Below are 21,756 nucleotides of genomic sequence, written 5' to 3' on the forward strand. Positions count from 1 at the left end.
GTTGGTTGTGCTCATGATATTGGGTCTGATGATATCCCGTGTGATTTAACTCGGGCTCAGCATTGGATTCGGTTATAACATCAAGGCGGGGGTTATGAATCAGGATTCCAGTGAGAGCGCGTTCGCTAAACTCACTCAAATTATTCAATCGGCAGCGAAAGCGAATACGATTGAAGCGCAGATTCAGCATATTGTTGATGCGATTAGCGAAACACTGCTGGTTGAGGTGTGTAGCCTCTATCTCAAACAGCGAGATGAGAGTATGCGGCTGGTGGCGAGTCATGGCTTAGTTCGAAAGAACAGAGTTGTGATACCGGCTAAAAAAGGTTTAGTGGGTCATGTGATGCAGATGCAGAGCGCGATCAATATTATCGAACCTGATCAGCATCCCGAATATTACTTCGTCGCAAAGTCTAACGAGGAACGCTACCACAGCTACTGTGGTGTGCCTTTGGTTTACCGAGCGCAGGTTTATGGTGTGTTGGTGGTGCAAAGCCGCCGTGCTGAGGTGTTACCCTCTGATTATGTCGCGTTACTTTCTACCTTAGCAACGCATCTGGCGATGTTGTTGGCTACCTATCCGAAAGAAGTCTTTCCCGGTCGCTCAAAAACGAAACTCTATCAGGGTATTACCGGCGCTCAAGGTGTGGCGATTGGCCGTGTGTTTATGCGGAAACTGCCCCAGTTAGCGGAAATTCAAAAGCTTAAATCCACCGATATGGAAGCGGAATATAGCCGCTGGAAGAGCGTTAAAGCCGAAGCTGTTAATCAGTTGAGGGATGAACGGAACACGGTGAGGGAAACGTTAGGCGAAGGCCTTGCTTCGGTGCTCGATGCGTATCAGATGTTATTGCAAGATGTCACGTTCGAGCAGCGGATCACCGATGAAATTGCGGCAGGTTTTCAGTTGCCATGGGCGATAAAACAGTCGGTCGGGTTCTTTTCCGATAAGTTTAAAGCGATGGAAGACCCCTATCTGCGTGAACGTCACGAGGATATTCAGCAATTAGGTACGAAGCTGTATCGGATTTGGCAGAAAGCGTCAGAACCGGAGATGCCGTCTGGCAATGAGCCATTAATCTTGGTGGGCGATCATATCAGTGTGTCGGATATCGTTAATCTGACCACAGAACAACTCGCGGGTATTGTGTGTTTTGCTGGTGGTTCGTTATCCCACATTGCGGTGTTTGCGAATGCGCTCGGTATCCCTGCGGTGATGGGTATCGGCGAAGTGCCAATGCTGAATGGCGATCAACTCGTGGTTGACGGTGATGCGGGTCAGGTAATCTGTGCACCTGGTTTGGGCACACTGAAAGAATATCGCCGCACGCTATCCGAAAGGCAGGTACTCGAAACCCGTTTGCAGGCTGACAGTCAGTTACCGGCGGTCACCAAAGATGGTGTTCGCATTACGTTGTTAGCGAACTCTGGATTGCAGGCGGATGTTTTACCAGGCTTGAAATATGGTGCAGAGGGGATCGGCCTGTTTCGGACCGAAGTGCCGTTTATGATTCGCTCCAGTTTACCCTCGGAAGACGATCAAGAGATTATCTATCGTAATCTGATTAGTCACTATAAAGATAAGCCGGTGTATTTTCGTACCCTCGATATTGGTGCGGATAAACCACTATCTTATATGCCGGTGGTGAAAGAGGATAACCCCGCATTGGGCTGGCGGGGGATTCGTTATACCCTCGATAACTTGCCACTACTGATTACCCAACTACGGGCAATTTTGACGGCGGCAGCCGGCAATGAACAGGTGCACCTGATGCTGCCGATGATCGCTTCAACGGAGCAGTTGGATCAGTGTCTTGCAGTACTGCATGAGGTGCATCAGCAACTGGTGGATGAGGGCGTGCCGGTGTGCTTGCCGAAAATCGGCATCATGGTCGAGGTGCCCAGTTGCATCGCTCTACTGCCTTTCTGGCGCAAGAAGCTCGATTTTATATCGATCGGTACTAACGATTTGAGTCAGTATCTGCTGGCGTTGGATCGGAACAGCCCACTGGTAGGTAAATGGTATGATCCCTTGCATCCGTCGGTGCTGCATGAACTGATGCGTATCGCTACAACATCTAAACAAATGAACCTGCCGGTGAGTGTCTGTGGCGAGATGGCTTCGGACCCCGTGGCGGTGCTCTTGTTATTAGGCATGGGTATCCAGCAGTTGAGTATGAGTGCAGCGAAAATTCCATTGATTAAATGGATTATTAGGACGGTCACTCAGGCAGAGACGGAAGCGCTGTTGGCACAGGTGTTACAACAGGATAATGCGACCGCTATTCGGCAGTTAGGTGAGCAGTTTTTAGCCTCTAAGCAACTCTTGTTTAACGAAGCCGCGCAACGTTAATGCCACGATCTGTTCTCCGTCGAATGAGAGCTATTTCACTGTGGTTAGATTGATCCGTTGTGTAGCCTGAGGCGGTCATCAGTGATGTGCATTAAGGGTTGGTAATCCATGGGGTTAAATAGAACAGATGGATTATTTAGCCTATATTTAAAGAGGCAGATGATAACAGCATGGATCTAGCGCCAAGCATTAACGGTTGCCCCTGTTAGTCTCTGCAAATCAAGGAGGCGAGACAATGAAAACCGCAAGTAATACCGAAAATCTAACGGGGCGTACAGCCGATTATTTTGCCCCGGTCACTGTCGAGAAAGATGCACTGTGGGGTGTACAAACCCAACGTTCACTGCTGAATTTTAATATAGGCAAACAGATTTTTGCCCCCGAATTTATCATGGCATTGGTGAATATCAAGCGGTCCTGTGCCGAGGTTAACCATCGTGAAGGGCTGCTGTCTAAAAAACGGTATGACGCGATTGTTCACGCCTGCGATGCGCTGCTAAAAGGCGAACACCAAGATCAGTTTCCCCTACGGGTGTGGCAAACGGGTTCGGGTACGCAGACCAATATGAATGTCAATGAGGTGATCTGCACGCTGGCAAACGGTTTTGCTGAGGCTGACGCAAGCTCTGTAGGCCAAGAATCGGAGACCATTCACCCGAATGATCACGTCAATATGTCGCAATCATCGAATGATGTGTTTCCCAGCGCGATGCATTTAGTCGTGGCACAGCAGAGTCATACGCAACTGTTACCTGCCATTGATCATTTAGTCTCTTGTTTAAGTGAAAAACAAACCGAGTTTGCAGCTGTTCATACCGTTGGTCGTACCCATATGATGGATGCACTGCCGTTAACGGTTGGCGCGAAGTTATCCGCTTATATTGTCCAATTGTCGGAGGCGCGGGATGCGGTGAAAGATAGCTTAACGGCTATTTATAAATTAGCGATTGGGGGGACTGCCGTAGGGTCAGGCAGTAATGCCCCCGAAGGTTTTGGTATGAAAGTGGCTGAGGTGCTAGCGCAGCGGTATGGCTTGCCGTTGAGTGCCCATGAAAACCTATATGCAGCGGTATCGGGGGAGGATGCCTCACTTCGTTTTAGTGGCGCACTGAAACAATTAGCGGGGGCGTTGCTTAAACTTGCCAATGATTTTCGCCTGTTGGGTAGCGGTCCCCGCTGTGGCTTGAATGAGTGGCAGTTACCGGCCAATGAGCCGGGCAGTTCGATTATGCCGGGCAAAGTCAATCCGACCCAATGCGAAGCGCTGAGTATGGTCTGTTTACAGGTCTTTGGAAACGATCTAACGGTGTCTATGGCCGCCTCTCAGGGACAACTGCAGCTGAATACCTATCGGCCAGTGATTATTCATAACCTGATGGAAAGTCTGCAGCTGCTTACCGATGCGATGGCCTCCTTTGCCAATAACTGTGTTGCTGGATTAGCCTTGAATAGCCAACAGATTGAGCAGCATATGGCGGATAACTTATCGGTGATTACGCTGTTAGCGCCACAGCTAGGTTACGATGTGGCGTCGGCGATTGTGCATCAGGCACACCATGATGATTGCTCCTTGGCCGTGGCGGCCGAAGCTTTGGGTTATTATCCCCAAGCTGAGTTTGCAGCGCTGATGCGTACCGTATTGGCTAAACAGTTATAGAGTGCAGGTGAATAAGAGGTGGCCTTGTAGTGTTCTCTAAAATAGGTGGGTCGCTTAAAAAATGTCGTGAGGTGTATTGACCGATGATCAAATTAGGCTGATACTCAGATCACTATGAAACAGCAAACGAATCCCTTTATTTTGACAGCCAACCATCCGACTACATTGCGACGCCGTGTATCGATTACCTGTGTCTGTTTAGAGGGTGACGGTTGGCGAGAGTAATCGCTTTATGTACACAAAATTCTAAATAAGCCGCAGGTAACCCCTGCGGTTTTTTTTGTCTTAAATAAATGATTAATAAGGAATGTTAGGATGGATAATTCATCTGCAAACGATTTATTGGCGAAGCAACACTACCTGATTCCCATCACCCCACGGCCGGAGCTTTGCTTTATGCGCGGCGAGGGGCACTATCTATTTGATCAGCATGATAAGCGCTATCTCGATTGGATTCAGGGATGGGCGGTTAACACCCTAGGCCATAGCCCTGAGGTGATACAGCAAGCGTTGATCAAGCAGTCTGGGCAACTGATCAACCCGAGCCCCGCGTTTTATAACCAGCCGATGCTCACCTTAGCTGAACTACTGTGTGAACATTCAGTCTTGGATGAGGTTTTCTTTACCAATAGTGGTGCAGAAGCCAATGAAGGGGCCATTAAACTCGCCCGTAAATGGGGGCAGAAGCACAAAAATGGTGCTTTTAAGATCATTACTTTTGACCATAGTTTTCATGGTCGTACCCTAGCCACTATGTCGGCTACCGGAAAAGATGCATTCGCTCCTCTGTTTGAGCCGAAAGTCAGTGGTTTTACTAAGGTGGCTTACAATGATTTAAGCGCCACCGAGGCCGCGATTGATGATCAAACGGTGGCGATTATGCTGGAGTTGATTCAGGGGGAAGCGGGCGTTATTCCGGCAGATGCCGAGTTTGTTGCCGGGTTGGATGCACTCTGTAAACAGCATAATCTCTTGTTGATTGTGGATGAAGTTCAAACGGGGATTGGTCGTACCGGTAGTTTATTTGCGTATCAACAGTATCAGGCTGAGCCACATATCATGACCCTGGGTAAAGGTTTGGGCGGTGGCGTGCCTATTGCTGCGATGATGATCGATAAAGCGGTTAGCTGTTTTGAGTATGGCGATCAGGGAGGAACCTTTAATGGTAACCCGTTGATGTGTGCCGTTTCGGGTGCCGTATTACATGAAGTGCTAGCGGAAGGGTTTTTGGCTCAGGTTGATCGGGTGAGCGAATATTTCTGTCAACAGCTCGAAGTGTTGGCTGACCGTTTTGCCTTAGGGGCGAACCGAGGTAAAGGTTTATTGTTGGCCATGAATACCGGCGAGATCTCTGCCCCACAGATTGTGGCACTGGCTCGGGACGCTGGATTATTGCTTAATGCACCTCGAGAAGACTCCCTCAGATTTATGCCTGCTTTGACACTGACGGAAAAAGAGGTTGATGACGGCATCGCCATTTTGACCGATGTGTTAACCGCACTGACGGCAGCCCCGAAAGAGTGATCGAGAGATTTTAATCTGAATGGGTCGCTATCGATCTGCGATGCTGTTTGTTGTTTCCAGCCGTGTTTATCGCGGCTGGAAACCTAAGGGCATCACTGCTGATCATTGCTAATGAAAAGCATTAATGTGCGCTTACCTGAAACACACTGACTAATTGATTGAGTTTATGGGCGGTGTTCTTAACCGAGATAGAACGCTCTTGCAGTGTGCTGATAGAGCCGTTCATCTGCTCTGCCGACACGCCTACTCGGCGGGCTGTATCGCCATGGCGCTGACTGTTTTCATCCAACTGTTTGATGGCTAAGAACATATGTTCAACCAGCTTGTGTAGGTTGGCATTTTCGCTGGAAGCCTGTTCGGTTTTCTTCAAACTACGATCAACATCCTGCACCCCGGATTCCATAAAATCGACGGCGCTTTGGGTTTCCTGTTGGATACCCTCAATCATCTGCTGAATCTCGTTAGCCGAGGCTGCGGTTCGGTGTGCCAAGCCACGGACTTCCTCGGCAACCACGGAGAAGCCTCGGCCGTGTTCTCCGGCTCGTGCGGCCTCAATGGCGGCATTGAGTGCCAGTAAATTGGTTTGATTAGTGATGTCGCTGATAACACCGATGATTTTGCCAACCTCCACGGTTAGGCTGTTAAGCGAGTGGACTTTTTTGGCTGATGTTTCAACGATATTGCGAATATCTTCCGTGCCGGAGCGGACCGATTCAAACTGTTCCCGTGCATCCGAGACGACGGTATCCATCGCCTCTTTTAATGATTCCGCGGTGGTTGATGCTTGCCCTATTTCAATCAGTTGTTGTTCTAATAGCGCCAGTATTTCTTGAATTGCATCACTCACCTCAGAGGACACTTGGCAGGCTTCTTTATTGGTATCAAGCATCGCTTCATTGGTGAGTTTTACATGGCTACTAGAGGTAATAACCTGACCCACAATGCCATCTAAACTATCAATAAAACTATTGATCCAACGCGCCATATCGCCGGTTTCATCGGCGACAAGTTGGCGGGGTGAGATACGTTGACGCAGGTTGCCTTCGCCCTCTGCGATAGTGCGGATCACCTCTGTCATATCATCGAGTCTTGAGGCTAATCGGTTGGTGCTTAACTTAGGGAACATTAAGGTGGTTATGAGCAGCAATAATAGTGAGATGGCATCAATGGCGTATTGTGGCATCGCTGTGAGATAGTGCAGCGCACTGTTAACGCCAAGAATGGCCGCGGCGGTAAGAGCATAACCTTTCATTAAACTGAGGTTGATTGAACGACGTCGATAGACCTCCTCTAAGTCTCCCTCGCACATCATTCCCCAGCGATCGGGAGATCCTTTCAACTGAAACGTGACCCCTTTGCCGATAACGGGAATATGGCGGTAATCGGAGTAGCCGGGATAGGTAATAAAGAGATTTTCACCTTTGCTGATGGTTTCGCGTACACCCGGGTGGAGCTGCCCTGTGGCGGGGTCGGTGAAGCGTAGCTCTAACTCTGTATGCCGTTTGACTTTCACGGTACCCCATCGAGTATGTATCCCGCTTTTTAAATTCTCACCGTGGGAAAAGGTATTATCTTCAAAACGGGAACGGGATAGGGCGGTACCTTGTTGAATGCTTCTATCCACATGAGAATAGACCATGAAAATATAGTTATCTCCGGATTCAGGATAGATATGTCCCGCTTCTCGTTGGATGAGGTCACCGAGTACATCGTTCGGTATGCGACCACAGATAGCACCCAGACAGACACCCTCTTTCTCAATCGGCTGATAGAACATGAGTGTGACTTCATCATGAAATTTAGAACTGGAAGGGCCGACCTTCAAGGTAAGGGGGTCAATATAGGGGCCGTGTAGGAAGGGCTGTTTGACTCCGGCTGTCCACGCGACGGTTGGCAGATCGGTATCACCGATATGATCGGCATAGGTTGAGGTGACCACCGAACCCTGCATATCAATGACAAATAACTCGGAAAAGTCGGGGGCGGAGACTAGTTGTTCATTGAGCCATCCCAGATCGATATGGGTAAACGTGGGAGCAAGGTTCTCAGCGATAAAGGCTAACTGATCCCATTGGTGTTCCACCCACTGATTGAGAATTTTCACCCGTGTTGCGGCGATGCCTTCAAATGTTTGTTCTACCGATGGGTATTGATGACGATTAAGGAAGCATGATTTATACATCGAGAACTTACTGGTTTTGCCGAACCAATTAAGCCACTTTTTTTCCTTTTGGCTGAGGGTCATTGAACTACTTTTAAGTTTAGTCATGGCAGGCAGTGTATCCTCAGAACAGCGTATAAAAAGAGATAGTAGTCTTTACAGCAATTGTTATGCCATGAAACTAAAAAGTGGTAAGAGCCGAGAACAACCCTAATCCTTTTTAACGGTGTGGGTTTATTATGGTGCGTGAGATTTTTCGGTATTTTATTATGCGCTTTTATGGTGCGAATTGTGGCTTTCTTCGCAGTGCAATTGTTTATCGGCGTTGGTAGCGTTTATGTGGATAACTGCTTTCAACAGAAGGTTGTTGGCATGTAGTTTCTTCATTCTTCGACAGATACAACCGATGCAACCAAGGTGTTTAAAACTCATTGTTTAAAGAGTATGACTTAAACGGCTAAGCGTTTTAACAATGATTGGATTAAGGCGCGATGTTCGCCGTGCAGATTGTAGGCAGCATAGGCGGTCATTTCGATAACGGGGGCATCATTTACTAAGTATAGCTGTCCGTGTTCGAGTAGAGGGTTAGCGGTTACTTGTGGGAGGTAAGCGGCTCCGCCACAGCTAAGGATTAAGTTCAGAGCCACGCGGCCACTGTTAGCTCGAACACGAGCTAGGGGTCGTTGAGGGAATGCCGATTCGTGAAGCCCGCCGAAGGTCGCGCCCCATTCAACTCGGATATAGCCTTCTGCGATCGCTTTATCCACAGGCGTATTGGCCTTATCTGATACGAGTATCATGGGAATGGTTGCCACTTCTTGAATCACATAACCTTTGAGGCTCGGTTGCTCATACATAAAGCCGACATCGATTAGCCCTTGTTCTAGCTTTTCGACCACGCGCAGAGGCGTGCTTTCCTCTGCTCTCAGACTAATATTCGGGATGGCGTTGTAAATATCACTCAACCAATCTTGTAGAAAGATATCCCAAAGGCTCGATACGCCGGCTACTACTAAGCGTTTTTGGTGTCGGTCACTTAGGGCGGTGTCTTCATAGGCTCTTTCCCAAGCGTTGAGAATGAAGCGAGCATGTCGTTCAAATCCTTCTCCAGCAGGGGTTAGCGTGACTTCATGGTGCTTGCGGGTAAATAGGGCGAGGCCTAATAATGCTTCTAACTGTTTGATGCGGGCACTGACGGTTGAAGATGAAACGCATAGACTTTCAGATGCTCGGCCGAAGTTGCGGGTTTGGGCGACTTCAATAAAGGTTTGCAGAAGCACTAAGTCCACGTCAACGTCCTGTTTTTTTGGCCGTAATAGCCATTTAATATCGTTTCTCATGATAGCAAGACTCTCGTAGGATGTCTGCTTTAAGTCCTACCGCCTCGATGAGCGATTCCGCAGGCTAAACAAATTACACCCGATACTGAGTAAGAGAGTTGTAGTGTCCAATTATTCTAAACAAAAGCTAATGAAAACATTGTGTTGCTGGATGCCATTTTTAGTTTGGGGGCGGGAGGTTAATCGCCACTCTTTGGTGGACGACTTACTGGCGGGTCTCACCGGCGCTATTGTCGTCTTACCCCAAGGGGTCGCATACGCCATGATTGCTGGGTTGCCTCCTGAGTTTGGTTTATATACAGCGATTATTGTGCCGATTGTTACCGGTTTATTTGGCTCATCTCGGCACATGGTCTCAGGCCCTGCGGCGGCTATTTCGATTGTGGTGCTGAGTGTGGTTAGCAATATTGTGCCTCAGGGAACCGACGCTTATATTCCGGCGGTGCTAACGCTCACGCTATTAGCGGGGTTGTTCCAATTCGGCTTTGGTTTGGCGCGTATGGGGATGTTGGTTAACTTTATCTCCCATACGGTGGTCATCGGTTTTACTGCGGGTGCTGCTATCCTAATCGCTTCAAGCCAGTTTAAGCATATTCTCGGCCTATCGATCCCCGCCGGGCAGCCTTTTTATACGGATTGGGCGTTTATGTTCGGTCATCTAGAGGGTTTTAATGGTTATTCGCTCAGTGTTGCGCTGGTGACCATTGCTAGCACACTACTGATTAAGAAAGTGAGCCGGAAAATACCGGCGATGCTCTTTGGTATGATCATGGGGAGCCTACTCTGTTGGTTATTAAGTGGTGTTAACCACGGCGTACCGATGGTGGGTGAACTCTCTGGGCAGCTGCCCGCTTTCATTCTACCGGACCTCTCTGTCGGTACCCTGAGTGCGATGCTACCCGGTGCATTAGCGATCGCGATTCTTGGGCTGGTAGAAGCTGTGGCGATTGCGCGGGCGATTGCGATTCATTCGGGGCAACGGATCGATGGTAATCAAGAATTTATCGGTCAGGGGCTTGCCAATACAGTAGGGAGTTTCTTCTCGTGCTATATGAGTTCGGGTTCATTTACCCGAAGTGGGGTGAACTATGATGCCGGTGCTAAAACGCCGTTAGCGGTGATGTTTGCCGCGCTGATACTGGTGTTGATTCTGTTGTTTGCACCACAGGTTACCGCTTTTTTACCCTTGCCCGCGATGGCTGGCGCGATCATGTTGATCGCTTGGAACCTTATCGATGTTCGCCATATTCGAGAGATTCTTCACAGTAGCAAACAGGAAGCCTCAATCCTGTTAGTGACCTTTATGTCGACATTGATCGTCGCCCTCGAATTTTCGATCTATCTGGGGGTGTTGATGTCACTGATTTTTTATCTAAAGCGAACCTCGACGCCAACGATGATGGAGGTTGCTCCAAAGTCGATCGATCAGGGGACGGATCTACGCAGCGTCCAGCGCTTCCAGTTGCCTGAGTGTCCGCAACTTAAAATCATCCGTATCGACGGCTCTCTCTTCTTTGGGGCTGTGGATCATATTCAGAAAAACTTGATACGCTTTAGTGAAGAGAATCATGGCCGTAACCATATTTTGATTAATTGCACAGGTATCAATTTCATCGATTACGCGGGGGCTGAGATGCTGATGAAAGAGGCGCGCCACCTACAAGCTAAAGGCTTTACCCTGAGTTTTTGCGCGTTGAAAAACACTGTAAAAGATGAGTTGGCCGCCTTAAACTTTTTGGCCAAACTGGGTGAAGAGAATTTCTATGCCACGGTGGATGACGCCTTGAGCACCCTAGTGCAACGTTTAAATCTCGATATTTGTCGGCAATGCCAGCATAAGGTGTTCAAGCAGTGTCCTCGTGACGTTTGAGTGTTACTGCTGGCCTGTGTTCATTAGTGAGTAGGGTGCTAGGTTGTAGCCGCGACGGGAGTTTGATGTTTGGGTAAGCCGAGTGAGATGAGCGCGGTTATGAGGATGAATAGGGTCGCAACCCACAAGCAGGCAGCAAGTCCAAAGTCTTGATAGAGCCAACCTGACAATAGGGTGCCGATGAGCCTGCCCATGGCGTTCGCCATGTAGTAAAAACCAACATCCAGAGATACGCCATCTTCACCGGCATAACTCACAATTAAGTAGCTGTGCAGTGATGAGTTAACCGCGAACAGTGCACCAAAGATTAATAATCCTCCAATGAGGACTAAGTGCACATGCCAGTGATAGCTGAGTGAGAGCGCGATCAGGGCCGAGGTTATCCCCAGCGCGATAGCCCAGATGATCGCGTGACGACCATCAGGCAGGGTTCCGCTACGTTTGCCTGTCACATGGGGAGCCAAGCTTTGGACGATGCCATAGCCGATAACCCAGGTGGCTAAGAAACCGCCGACAGACCAGTGATCCCAGCCAAAACTGTTGGCTAGAAATACCGGTAAAGCGACCACAAACCAGACATCCCGTGCGCCAAATAAGAACATGCGCGCTGCGGATAGGTAGTTAACCGCTCTGCTTTTAGAGAAAATATCCGTGAACTTGGGTTTGTTTTTCGCTTGGCCGAAGCCTTTTTTTAAACTGATTAAGCTGAGTATCCAGACCACGGTTAATGCGATCGTCATGGCGAGTATCGCATCGGTAAACCCGAATAGGCTAAGCAGCGCGCCGCCTAAGAAAAAGCCGACACCTTTTAACGCGTTTTTAGAACCGGTTAAGATCGCTATCCATTGATATAACTGACCGGCGGCATCATCGGGCACCAGTAGTTTGATCGAGCTTTTAGCGCTCATCTTATTCAGGTCTTTGGCGATACCCGAGAGAGCCTGCGCGGCCATGACCCAAGGAATCGTGAGTAGAGTACTTGGCACCAGCAACATACTCAGCGCAACAATCTGCATGAATAGACCGATATTCATGGTTTTATTGAGACCGATACGCGCCCCAAGCCATCCACCGATTAAGTTGGTGATCACGCCAAAAACTTCGTAAAAAACAAATAACATGGCTATTTCCAGTGGGCTGTAGCCTAGCCCATGGAAATAGAGCACAACCAACATCCGCAGGGCACCATCCGTTAAGGTAAATGCCCAGTAATTACCCGTAACAACCATGTATTGACGGATCTGAGGAGAGAGCTGTGCTAGCCATTGCATCGTCTATTATTCCTTGTCGAGCAGGCCCACTAGGCGGACGAGTTCGGCGGTACGGTTAGCGTATCCCCATTCGTTATCGTACCAAGCGTAAAGTTTTACCTGTGTTCCGTTCACCACCATGGTCGAGAGGGCGTCAATGGTGCTAGAGCGGGGATCGGTTTTGTAATCAATCGAGACTAGAGGGCGTTCCTCATAACCGAGAATATCTTTTAACTCATGTTCTGCCGCATCTTTTAAGAACTGATTAACTTCCGCTTCGCTGGTGGCTCGGCTGACCTCGAAGACGCAATCGGTGATAGAGGCGTTAGCCAGCGGAATGCGAATAGCATGACCGTTGAGCTTGCCTTTCAGCTCGGGGAAAATCTGTGTGATTGCGGTAGCGGAGCCCGTTGTGGTTGGAATCAAGCTCATACCGCAAGCACGGGCGCGACGCAGGTCCTTATGGGGGGCGTCGAGAATGGTTTGGGTATTGGTGATGTCATGAATGGTAGTCATGGAGCCATGTACGATCCCCAGCTTTTCATGAATTACTTTGACCACCGGTGCTAGGCAGTTGGTTGTGCAAGAGGCGGCGGTGACAATCGGGTGCTTCGATGGATCATATAAGTGTTGGTTGACGCCCATGACAATATTGAGCACCTCCTCTTCTTTGACTGGGGCCGTCACAACGACCCGCTTCACGCCTTGGTCTAGATAAGCGTGCAATAGGGCCTTGGATTTCATTTTGCCGCTGGCTTCAATGACGACATCACATCCGGACCAGTCGGTATCGGTGATCGCTTTATTGTGTGTGCAGGCGATGCGTTGACCTTGAATGAGGATGTCGGAACCCTCAGCAGAGGCTTCATGATGCCAGCGACCATGCACCGAATCGAAGGTCATTAAATGAGCTAAGGTCGTTGGATCACCGGCGGGATCATTAATTTGGATGAACTCTATTTCCGGCCAGTCGAAGGCTGCCCTCAGTGATAAACGGCCCATACGACCGAAACCGTTGATACCCACTTTAATTGTCATAAAAACCTCAAACCGAATAATGTGTATGAATAAAATCGATATGGCTTGTCTGTACTCATGCCTTGGAAGGTGGGCTCTCTGAGAGATGGTTGGCACCTTGAGTGGGTCGCGATTACCCTTTAGTCAGCCATTCTTTTACTTGTGCCGCGTTGGGTACCGAACCGGAGTGAACTAGCTGATCATCAATCGCCACGGCTGGGGTACTCATTACCCCAAATGCCATCATAACCTGCGGATCTGTCTCTTTTGTGACATTCGCGGGAATACCCATTTCATGTGCTAATTGTTCGATCAGTTCGGCGGTTTTTTTACATTTAGAGCAACCGCTACCTAAGACTTTTATCTGTTTCATAGATCACCTCATAGGAAAGACGAAAAGGCATTGAACAACCAACCAACCACCGAGAATGACACTAAGAGCATCATAAAAACGATGGCTAGCAAACGCCATTGCATCACTTGTTTAAGTAAAATAAATTCAGGAAAACTGGCCGCAACGGTACTCATGCAAAACGCCAGTGTTGTACCAATAGGCAAGCCGTTTATGATTAAGCTTTCCATTACAGGAATGACCCCCGTGGCATTAGAGTACAGAGGAATGCCTAAGAAAACGGCGGCCGGTACGGACCACCACTGACCATCACCTAGGTAGGTTTCGATCCAACCGTCGGGCACAAAACCGTGTAAGGCGGCACCTAAGCCAACACCGACAATGACCCACTTCCACACGCGGCCAAAAATCTCCAAGGTTTCATCTTTCGCAAACTGATGACGTTGTGAAAACGGTAAGACCTGGTGTTCTTGTTTCGGCTGATCAGGCGTTGCTTTATTTTGTCCCGCGGCGAGCGCTTTGGCGGCGAAGGATTGCAACCAACGTTCGGCTCTGATGCTATCGAGAAAGAAGCCACCAATAATCCCCACAGACATGCCAATCACGACATATAACACGGTGAACTTCCAACCGAGCAGGCTCATGAGCAATAAAATGGCGACTTCATTGATCAAAGGCGAGGTTAAAAGAAAGGACATGGTGATACCCACAGGGATCCCCGCAGAGGTGAAGCCTAAGAAGACCGGGATGCTGGAACAGGAGCAAAAGGGAGTAATGGCACCAAACCCAGAACCCAGCAGGTAACCGATACCGCGATGTTTTCCGGCGAGGTAATCTCTAACCTTTTCGACATTGAGTGAGGCTCTTAATAGGGCGATGAAATAGATCATGACTAACAGTAGTACAAAGATCTTACTCACATCTTCGATAAAAAAGTGCGCCGCATCACCCAGTTTTGAGTCAGGTGATAGATTAAGCACGGTGTAGGTTAGCCAGTCGGCTAATTGGGTAAATACTTCAAACATTATGCTTCTCCAAACCAGTGCCGAGTTCGGTTAGCAAACCAAACAAGACTCAACATAACAGGTACTTCAACGAGAACACCGACGACCGTTGCTAAGGCTGCGCCAGAGTGAAGCCCAAACAGAGAAATAGCCACCGCGACCGCCAGCTCAAAAAAGTTCGACGTACCAATCATGCATGCAGGAGCTGCAATATTGTGGGGTAGTCTCATTTTGAACGCGATGAAATAGGTTATAGCAAAAATTCCGTAGGTTTGTATCAAAAGAGGAATCGCAATCAGCAGGATGGCTTCGGGTTGCGCTAAAATCGTTTCTGCCTGAAAACCAAACAGTAATACCACGGTCGCTAACAGACCGATCACCGACCAAGGTTTTAAGACACTCAATAAATGGTTTAGCGCGGCATGATCCTGTTGACGGTCAACTCTTTTTCGCGTGATCGCCCCTGCCGCTAATGGGATGACGACATAGAGTATGACGGAGAGAAGTAAGGTATCCCAAGGAACTGCAATATCGGTCACCCCTAATAAAAACGCGGCTAACGGCGCAAAGGCAAAGATCATAATGATATCGTTTACCGAGACTTGCACGAGGGTATAGTTGGCATCCCCTTTGGTTAGCTGACTCCAGACGAACACCATAGCGGTACAGGGCGCTACGCCTAATAAAATCATACCGGCGATATATTCACTGGCGGTTTGAGGATCGACCCAGTCTGCAAAAATACCTTTAAAAAACAACCAGCCTAACAGCGCCATCGTGAAGGGCTTGACCATCCAGTTGATCACTAAGGTAAGAATCAATCCCTTGGGCTTTTTGCCGATATCTTTAAGGGACGAAAAGTCGATCTGCACCATCATTGGGTAGATCATCAGCCAAATAAGCAGGGCGACGATGAAGTTAACATGGGCGAACTCTAAGTCTGCAATGAGTTGAAAGAGCGCAGGGAATAGATTGGCAAAGGTGACACCAGCGATAATGGCGATACCTACCCAAACACTTAAATAGCGTTCAAATATACCCATAATAACTTCCTTTTAACGTTGCTAGGTGGCGCGATAGTTTAGGTTGGCACTCGCCTAAGGCCTGCATCAGCTCACAAACACAGAACTCCTGCTCTGACATACTGAGTAACAGACAGCGAAGGCGTGTTTCATCAGCGAGGCATCTATAAAATAGTGTAGGCTGCATAGCGGTGGTCATCTAGTAGCACTGTAGTCAAAGAGAGTACGAACAAGGATTATTCCAAAGGAGCGACAACCTCTATTCATACGCTGCATATTAATACGTATTTCCATATATATGATTTTAACTATATATGATAATTCGTATATATCAAGTGTGTATTTAAGATTTTGGGGAGGGGTAATACTTGAACCGTTCCTGTCTATCGAACTTACTCGAACCTTCTTTAAACCAATATTTACAGCAGAGAGCTGCTCAGCCTCTCCTTAGTGAAGTACAATCGAGCTCTATATGATTAAACCGCTAAGCAAGCGTTGTATGCGGCGTTGAGCGACAGCCTTTGAGGTGTTTGAGCAGTTATGACTTTGTCTCGTGAGTTTTATCGCCATGGGCCCGATGTGCGACAGGGGGATGCCGTTAGCTTTGTCGACGTGAGAAGACGATTTGATTTCAGGTTTATCGGCATTGGTCGGTGGGTGACGCAGGCGGAACAAAATCGAGCGGCGGGTTTGTTTTATGATGCCTTGGTTGATCTGATGACCATCTTGAAATGCCCAGAACCGCTGATCTCATTGCGCGGAACTTTGTCGTTACAATACGGTATCGGTGGACGCCCCGGTGTTGCAGCCCACTATCAACCGTCGATGCGGTGCTTTTCGTTGGCTAAAAATGCCGGCCCTGGCAGTATTGCCCATGAATGGTTTCATGCCCTCGATCATTACCTCGGCGGTACCGCCTTTGACGATGCTCCGGCTGGGATGTTCGCTTCAACCGCATGGTTATCAGACGCGACGCCGGTGGTTCACCCCTTGAATGATGATCTGTACGCCTGTTTTAGGCAGATCATGCTCGCCGAGGATGGTGAATCTCCGAGTCCCCTTTTTGACGCATCGGTGAAGGTCGATAGGGCGATGAACCAAGTCTATTTCAGTCAGGCTGAGGAGCTATGTGCGAGAGCCTTTGAAGCCTTCGTTCAAGATGCTGCGATCACAAATAATTTTTTAGTCTCAGGTACTAAAGCGACAGTTGAAGCCGAGCGCGGCTTGTATCCAAAAGGCGAGCAACGTGAACGTATCAATCTAGCGTTTCAGCGTTACTTTCATCGTTTAGGCGCTGCCTTAAACCGTCAAAGCCGTAGCGATATTGGTTAAGGTAATGTGTTGGTCGCTGTATGTCGTTAGGGCTATTTTCCTGATGATGTTCGTGCCGATATGTTCAATATTAGCCGTTGATCGGCTGGGCGTTAAAGTGGATCCCAGCCGAAGAACGTTAGTAAACATCTTCACGGTAGCGTCCCTGAGCTTTCAGTGTTGCCACATCGATGCCCAGAGGGGCAATTACCTTGTCCAATGCAACCGCAACACTACTCGCCATATTGCGCCCACCACAAATCAAGAACTGTGCGCCCTCCTCGATCAATTGACCTAGGATTTTATCATCTTCAATGATCTTATTCTGCACATATGCGCCTTGGCTGATGCGGGAGAAAACTGGATTCAATTTAGTTAACCGTTTGTCTTCAAGGTAGCGCTTAAGCTCTGTCTCATAGAGAAAATCAGACTGCGGAGAGCGGCCGCCCCAATAGAGATGCATTGGGCGATGCGCTTTATTGTTGCGGATAAAACCCACTAACGGCCCAATACCCGTGCCCGCACCGATTAGTATGACCGGGCCTTTGCCTGACGCGGGGCGAAAGCTAGGATTCAGCTTGATGAAAGCCTCAATGGTATCGCCGACGGATAATCCATGAAGAAAACCTGAGCATAGCCCGTCAGGATGATGGCGAACGCAGATCTCAAGCATGCCACTCTTCGATGCGGATGCTAACGAATAGAATCGCGGCACACTGCTATCTGGCGGTAAGATACCCACAAGGTCACCCGCATCAAAATGCGGCAGGCGAGCGCGTTTCAAACAACGGCTCAGCCAGCCTCGATGACTAGGCGCTGCTTCGAAGCGTAACACGGCGGTCGGCGCCTGCACCTCAGCACCATAATCGACCCGTTCGACAAGGGTTAATGTTGTGCAAGGAGGATGCACCGGAGTATGGAGCAGTGTTAATTCCTTATCTAGGACGCTACCCACCACAGAGCCCCAGCGGGCGAACTCTTGTGGCGATTGTCGATGGATGGTTTCGAGTGGCAGTAGTTGCGGCCAGCCTTTAGTGATAAGTGCGGCCTCAACCTCTTTAGCAAACTGGCAAAACGCTGGGAACTGTCGATCGCCAAAGCCTAATACGGCAACAGGAACATCAGGTGTCTTCGTTATTTTCGATAATCGTGCCAGAAAATGATTGGCTGAGGCCGGCGCGTCGCCATCCCCATAGGTCGCGGTCAGTATAAACATCCGCTTTGCCTGTGGATAAGGTTTACCGATCTGATTCATGGATGCGGTGTGGACTTGAAATCCTAAGCTGTGAAGAGCGTCATGCAGGGTTTTGGCAAAGCCCCAAGTACTGTTACTTTCACTACCAACCAGAATAACCGTATCAGCAAGGCGAGCAGCGCTATTATAGTTAATGGTTGTGGCAGACTGTTTACGTTTCCACCAGATCTGGATCCCTGTCCATGCCATCAGTGGTACGGCGAGTGCACTTAGACCAAGCAGTAGTCCAAGCCACCATAGTCCTTCGCCGGTGTGTAGCATGTAGATAAATTCATAAAGTTTTTGTGGGTTGCCGTAAGCTTGATAAGAAAGCAATTCTCCGGTGGATTGATCAACAAAACCACTCCCTTGATCGGTGGTGATTGAGTAAACCCCCATGGGGTCGTCTGGATAGGGATAAACCAGCTCCCTGAACTCGGTGAGAGGGATCGATTTTAAGGTGGACAGCGTATCAATAGATGCAGGCGCTCCACCACTCACATGGGTTGGAAAATCGGGCTCAGTTGATGAGTAGTCGGGTATCAACTCAAAAGTCATGGTTGACATATACAAGCCAGTAGACGCCGATAATATCAACCCCAGTACAGCGGCTCGGCCCGCTTCTGTGTGTAGGCGTTGCTTAAAAGGCCCTTGGATCGGTCGACAAATATGACGCCAGCCACCGAGGCGATTGACCAACATGACCGCCCCGGAAAAAGTTAACAGCAGCATAAAAAAAGCAGCTACCCCAGCAACCACTCGTCCAGGTGTCCCCAACAGGTAAGAGCGGTGCAGGTTTTTTATCCACACCATGATGGGTGAGTTGGAATAGGCTCCAATGGTTTCACCCGTGACCGGATTAATTAGGTCCGCTCCTGTCTGGTCGCCGTCAGTAAAGTAGACGATGATGCTTCCTGACGGACGCCGCTGTATTTGTTCAGCACCGGGATAGCGGGTTGCCAGCTTGCCTGCTAATTCCGCTACGCTGATCGAAGCGGTACCTGCAATGTTAGCCTGTGAGCGTTCTATCAAGGGATTGAGCGATAGAACAGCGCCTGAAATAGTGAGCAACACAACGAACAGGGTTGCCACCAAACCAGACAGTGAGTGTAGCTGACGTAACATGAGGGGGTTCCTAAGCAATCATTTAAAACGAGTAGGTAAACGCTTTGACATAGCCACGACCAGCGTTGGATTTGCCGACACCTTCGCTAGTTAATGGCACGACAACATCATTGCGGTTGTCTCGCATATCTTCGACTGCGGTATCAACGCGGAGCTGAAATCCTGCATCAATATAGGTGTCGGGCAGATCAAGGGTGACTGTTAATGTCTTGCCCTCTGTAACACTGGCACCGGATAGGCCATCGTATTCACTTTTACGTTGACCACTTCCTCGCGCCCAGCCGCTCAAGTGTTTGTAATATTTTGATTTTTTGCCTGCCACCCATAGGGTCTTTTGATACTGACCGTCGGCATTGGTTAAATAAATGGCTAGATAAGCACCATCACCGCCATAGTTTTTTAGCTGAGTGGTCAAGGTGACGTCACGTGCATAAGATGGCGAGGATAGTAAAGTTGCCGCAATCAAACACAGGGTTGTTGCTAAACGTTTCATGGTGTTAACTTCCTTATTCGATTGTGGCTCTTGGTTTGCTTTTTGGCATGTTACTGCCGCTGTTTAAGTTGCCAGTGGGCGTTTCTCGGGCTTGATTGCCTAGGTTCAGATAGTCAGATCCATCATCAGAACCTGTGAATTTAACTTCAAGCTCCATGATTTTTAGTGAAGCAGGAGAAAACTTAGCCTCCACACGGTGGCCTTTACGATCCCATCCTTTGAGTTCATAACAGCCATCGTCCACTTTGATCCGTTTTACCTCCCAGCCATGGTCTACCATCATCTGACGGAGACGTTCTTTAGGTTGCCAATCGACGGCGGGGTCATGGCAATCGTCATCCGCCAGCGCCATACCGCTGATCAAACAGGTGCTTAAAAAAGCCGTAATCAGTTTATTTTTCATGTTGTGCCTCCTAATGACTTTATGTTTAGCCTAAACCGCTTTGCTGACATTCAGCTGAAAGCTGGTAAGATTTGTTTTTTTGGGCGGGCTTAGCGCAGTTCAAACGCTTCCTGTTGGAACCATAAGACGCCTTGTGATTTTTCACGTAATTCTTTTTCTAAGGCATTACCCCAGCTTGAGGGACCACAAAACCAGACCTCCATCGCCTTTTCCTTCGGATGCAGCGTGAGGAGCTGCTCCGCTGTGAGTTTACGACCCTGACTACTGTCATGTATCTGCAGCTTAATGCCGTTTAAGTGGTTACAGGCTTCCTGCAAGCGCTCAATAAAAGGATCTGTCGCCCTGTCATGGGTGGAATAATGCATCTCAGCTTCAAGCGAGTTTTCAGGCTGGTTTTGCAATGCTTCAAGCCATGCCAAAAATGGTGTGACGCCAACCCCACCGGCGATCCAAACTTGTGCTGCATTGTGCCGACGCTGTTTAAAGTTAAACTGCCCATAAGGCCCTTCAACGGTGACGGGGTGGCCGATTGTTAATCGATAACCCAACTGCCGCGTATAATCGCCTAGCCCTTTAATTTGAAAGCTGATCTGACCATTCCCATGATCTGCACTGGCAATGGTAAAAGGGTGAGCGCCCTCGCTAGGTTCAAAGGTCACAAACGCAAACTGGCCGGCGCGATGGCCTGTCCATGTGCGCTCCAACTGACATTTCACTTCAGTGATACCCATGGCTGATGTTGAGATCGAGGTGATGCTGCCCTGCACCCGTCGCGATTTTCCTATCAACCCTTTGATCGATAACAGGCTAGCGAAGCTCCCACCTACGAGCAATATCCCCATCAGCCAGCCAACAGGTTGTTGCCACCAAACCAAAGGGGCTAGCCAGACCGCGTGGAAAGCGAGTGACAGGTAAATCAGCGGCATAGCGCGGTGTACGTAGTGCCAGAGGTTGTAAGGAAAGCGTTTCCAGAGCGTCAGTATTAGCATGGCAAACAACAGATAAACGCCCCATTCGCCAACCCCTTCTGCCGCGTCCCTCATCATGTGTGTAAAACCTGAAAAGTCCTGCTCAGGTAGACGTCCCGCTCGCCCAAAGAGCGCTTTAACGAGATCATCACCCATCTCAATTAACCAGTGAGATAGGGCAAACATAACCGCTAGAATACCGGCCCACTTGTGTAGACGATAAATTTGATCGAGACCATTAAAGGGTTTTTCTAACCAAACCGGGCGAGTAGCTAGCATCATAGTCACGGACATTAATGCGATGGATAACAAGCCGCTCAGATAGAGGCTGTTGTCATAAATCTCCCAAGCGAGTGAAGCCTTTATCGTCGTGCTTATCTGGTAGCTCCAGCCCCAGATAATAAGAATGACGGCGGTGATCAGTGCCAAGGTAATGCTGATTTTTTTGAGTTTCATCTTAGCGATCCAGTGTTGCATTTAGCGCGTATGTTATCGCCTATTCCTGACAATCAGCTGAAGGCACAAACCTGGTTAATCAATAGGCGTGATAAATCAGGAAGGCGTACACTGTACGGGAGCCTATGTGTTGATATTATTATCCACGGGGCTTTCAGCTTACTGTCAGGTATTTTGGTTATGATCAGCCTGACTGCGAAGATCTAAGGATTATAG

The 21,756-nt window shown here is 48.8% G+C and carries 17 protein-coding genes; 5 read left to right on the forward strand and 12 right to left on the reverse strand.

Annotation, left to right across the window (positions count from 1 at the left end; all coding sequences use genetic code 11):
• Positions 1 to 94 precede the first annotated feature (94 nt).
• The 3 genes from ptsP to EH243_RS03495 all read left to right on the forward strand — a co-directional run bounded on the left by ptsP (position 95) and on the right by EH243_RS03495 (position 5,534).
• Complete coding sequence (ptsP, locus tag EH243_RS03485) at positions 95 to 2,353, forward strand: phosphoenolpyruvate--protein phosphotransferase (protein ID WP_126157247.1); 2,259 nt, start codon at positions 95 to 97, stop codon at positions 2,351 to 2,353.
• 235 nt (positions 2,354 to 2,588) lie between these two features.
• Entirely contained in the window at positions 2,589 to 4,010 is a 1,422-nt protein-coding gene (locus tag EH243_RS03490; RefSeq protein WP_126157248.1) for a class II fumarate hydratase, read from the forward strand.
• Positions 4,011 to 4,325: 315 nt separating this feature from the next.
• Entirely contained in the window at positions 4,326 to 5,534 is a 1,209-nt protein-coding gene (locus tag EH243_RS03495; RefSeq protein ID WP_126157249.1) for an acetylornithine transaminase, read from the forward strand.
• A gap of 121 nt (positions 5,535 to 5,655) precedes the next feature.
• Here the strand turns inward: EH243_RS03495 and EH243_RS03500 are convergent, their stop codons facing one another.
• Both EH243_RS03500 and EH243_RS03505 read right to left on the reverse strand, forming a co-directional pair.
• On the reverse strand, positions 5,656 to 7,803 hold the full coding sequence (locus tag EH243_RS03500; protein ID WP_126157250.1) for a methyl-accepting chemotaxis protein: 2,148 nt from the start codon (positions 7,801 to 7,803) through the stop codon (positions 5,656 to 5,658).
• Between the two features lie 341 nt (positions 7,804 to 8,144).
• A complete protein-coding gene (locus tag EH243_RS03505; protein WP_241234980.1) occupies positions 8,145 to 9,035 on the reverse strand; it encodes a LysR family transcriptional regulator in 891 nt (296 codons plus the stop codon).
• Between the two features lie 151 nt (positions 9,036 to 9,186).
• Between EH243_RS03505 and EH243_RS03510 the strand changes: the two genes are divergently transcribed.
• On the forward strand, positions 9,187 to 10,905 hold the full coding sequence (locus EH243_RS03510; RefSeq protein ID WP_241234981.1) for a SulP family inorganic anion transporter: 1,719 nt from the start codon (positions 9,187 to 9,189) through the stop codon (positions 10,903 to 10,905).
• A gap of 38 nt (positions 10,906 to 10,943) precedes the next feature.
• Here the strand turns inward: EH243_RS03510 and arsJ are convergent, their stop codons facing one another.
• The 6 genes from arsJ to EH243_RS18755 all read right to left on the reverse strand — a co-directional run bounded on the left by arsJ (position 10,944) and on the right by EH243_RS18755 (position 15,749).
• Positions 10,944 to 12,176 carry an organoarsenical effux MFS transporter ArsJ gene (gene arsJ, locus EH243_RS03515; protein WP_126157251.1) on the reverse strand — a complete coding sequence of 411 codons (1,233 nt, stop codon included), beginning with the start codon at positions 12,174 to 12,176 and terminating at the stop codon, positions 10,944 to 10,946.
• A 6-nt stretch (positions 12,177 to 12,182) separates the two neighbouring features.
• Positions 12,183 to 13,193, reverse strand: coding sequence for an ArsJ-associated glyceraldehyde-3-phosphate dehydrogenase (locus EH243_RS03520; protein ID WP_126157252.1), 1,011 nt, complete (start codon positions 13,191 to 13,193; stop codon positions 12,183 to 12,185).
• A gap of 112 nt (positions 13,194 to 13,305) precedes the next feature.
• The gene (locus EH243_RS03525) at positions 13,306 to 13,545 is read right to left on the reverse strand and encodes a thioredoxin family protein (protein WP_126157253.1); all 240 of its coding nucleotides are present in this window, start codon (positions 13,543 to 13,545) and stop codon (positions 13,306 to 13,308) included.
• Positions 13,546 to 13,553: 8 nt separating this feature from the next.
• The gene (locus EH243_RS03530) at positions 13,554 to 14,549 is read right to left on the reverse strand and encodes a permease (RefSeq protein ID WP_126157254.1); all 996 of its coding nucleotides are present in this window, start codon (positions 14,547 to 14,549) and stop codon (positions 13,554 to 13,556) included.
• Complete coding sequence (gene arsB / locus EH243_RS03535; RefSeq protein ID WP_126157255.1) at positions 14,549 to 15,571, reverse strand: ACR3 family arsenite efflux transporter; 1,023 nt, start codon at positions 15,569 to 15,571, stop codon at positions 14,549 to 14,551. Before arsB ends, EH243_RS03530 begins: the two co-directional genes overlap by 1 nt.
• A complete protein-coding gene (locus EH243_RS18755) occupies positions 15,558 to 15,749 on the reverse strand; it encodes an ArsR family transcriptional regulator (protein WP_338142340.1) in 192 nt (63 codons plus the stop codon). Before EH243_RS18755 ends, arsB begins: the two co-directional genes overlap by 14 nt.
• Positions 15,750 to 16,090: 341 nt before the next feature.
• Here EH243_RS18755 and EH243_RS03545 point away from each other — a divergent pair, with 341 nt between their 5' ends.
• Positions 16,091 to 16,882, forward strand: a complete 792-nt coding sequence (locus tag EH243_RS03545) for a CLCA_X family protein (protein WP_126157256.1) — start codon at positions 16,091 to 16,093, stop codon at positions 16,880 to 16,882.
• A 118-nt stretch (positions 16,883 to 17,000) separates the two neighbouring features.
• Here EH243_RS03545 and EH243_RS03550 read toward each other — a convergent pair whose 3' ends face one another.
• From EH243_RS03550 to EH243_RS03565, 4 genes are all read right to left on the reverse strand, one after another.
• Positions 17,001 to 19,220 (reverse strand): PepSY domain-containing protein, encoded by a 2,220-nt coding sequence (locus EH243_RS03550; RefSeq protein WP_126157257.1) that lies wholly within the window; start codon positions 19,218 to 19,220, stop codon positions 17,001 to 17,003.
• Between the two features lie 22 nt (positions 19,221 to 19,242).
• On the reverse strand, positions 19,243 to 19,713 hold the full coding sequence (locus EH243_RS03555) for a DUF2271 domain-containing protein (RefSeq protein ID WP_126157258.1): 471 nt from the start codon (positions 19,711 to 19,713) through the stop codon (positions 19,243 to 19,245).
• A 13-nt stretch (positions 19,714 to 19,726) separates the two neighbouring features.
• Positions 19,727 to 20,116 (reverse strand): PepSY domain-containing protein, encoded by a 390-nt coding sequence (locus tag EH243_RS03560; protein ID WP_126157259.1) that lies wholly within the window; start codon positions 20,114 to 20,116, stop codon positions 19,727 to 19,729.
• A gap of 89 nt (positions 20,117 to 20,205) precedes the next feature.
• Positions 20,206 to 21,540: a ferredoxin reductase family protein gene (locus tag EH243_RS03565; RefSeq protein WP_164549037.1), complete on the reverse strand. Its 1,335-nt coding sequence runs from the start codon at positions 21,538 to 21,540 to the stop codon at positions 20,206 to 20,208.
• Positions 21,541 to 21,756: the final 216 nt, after the last annotated feature.

The organism is Amphritea opalescens (assembly GCF_003957515.1).
GTDB lineage: Bacteria > Pseudomonadota > Gammaproteobacteria > Pseudomonadales > Balneatricaceae > Amphritea > Amphritea opalescens.

Coding starts and splice junctions, on each gene's coding strand:
- ptsP (WP_126157247.1), top strand. CDS start 95: ATGAATCAGGATTCCAGTGAGAGCGCGTTCGCTAAACTCACTCAAATT.
- EH243_RS03490 (WP_126157248.1), top strand. CDS start 2,589: ATGAAAACCGCAAGTAATACCGAAAATCTAACGGGGCGTACAGCCGAT.
- EH243_RS03495 (WP_126157249.1), top strand. CDS start 4,326: ATGGATAATTCATCTGCAAACGATTTATTGGCGAAGCAACACTACCTG.
- EH243_RS03500 (WP_126157250.1), bottom strand. CDS start 7,803: ATGACTAAACTTAAAAGTAGTTCAATGACCCTCAGCCAAAAGGAAAAA.
- EH243_RS03505 (WP_241234980.1), bottom strand. CDS start 9,035: ATGAGAAACGATATTAAATGGCTATTACGGCCAAAAAAACAGGACGTT.
- EH243_RS03510 (WP_241234981.1), top strand. CDS start 9,187: ATGCCATTTTTAGTTTGGGGGCGGGAGGTTAATCGCCACTCTTTGGTG.
- arsJ (WP_126157251.1), bottom strand. CDS start 12,176: ATGCAATGGCTAGCACAGCTCTCTCCTCAGATCCGTCAATACATGGTT.
- EH243_RS03520 (WP_126157252.1), bottom strand. CDS start 13,193: ATGACAATTAAAGTGGGTATCAACGGTTTCGGTCGTATGGGCCGTTTA.
- EH243_RS03525 (WP_126157253.1), bottom strand. CDS start 13,545: ATGAAACAGATAAAAGTCTTAGGTAGCGGTTGCTCTAAATGTAAAAAA.
- EH243_RS03530 (WP_126157254.1), bottom strand. CDS start 14,549: ATGTTTGAAGTATTTACCCAATTAGCCGACTGGCTAACCTACACCGTG.
- arsB (WP_126157255.1), bottom strand. CDS start 15,571: ATGGGTATATTTGAACGCTATTTAAGTGTTTGGGTAGGTATCGCCATT.
- EH243_RS18755 (WP_338142340.1), bottom strand. CDS start 15,749: ATGACCACCGCTATGCAGCCTACACTATTTTATAGATGCCTCGCTGAT.
- EH243_RS03545 (WP_126157256.1), top strand. CDS start 16,091: ATGACTTTGTCTCGTGAGTTTTATCGCCATGGGCCCGATGTGCGACAG.
- EH243_RS03550 (WP_126157257.1), bottom strand. CDS start 19,220: ATGTTACGTCAGCTACACTCACTGTCTGGTTTGGTGGCAACCCTGTTC.
- EH243_RS03555 (WP_126157258.1), bottom strand. CDS start 19,713: ATGAAACGTTTAGCAACAACCCTGTGTTTGATTGCGGCAACTTTACTA.
- EH243_RS03560 (WP_126157259.1), bottom strand. CDS start 20,116: ATGAAAAATAAACTGATTACGGCTTTTTTAAGCACCTGTTTGATCAGC.
- EH243_RS03565 (WP_164549037.1), bottom strand. CDS start 21,540: ATGAAACTCAAAAAAATCAGCATTACCTTGGCACTGATCACCGCCGTC.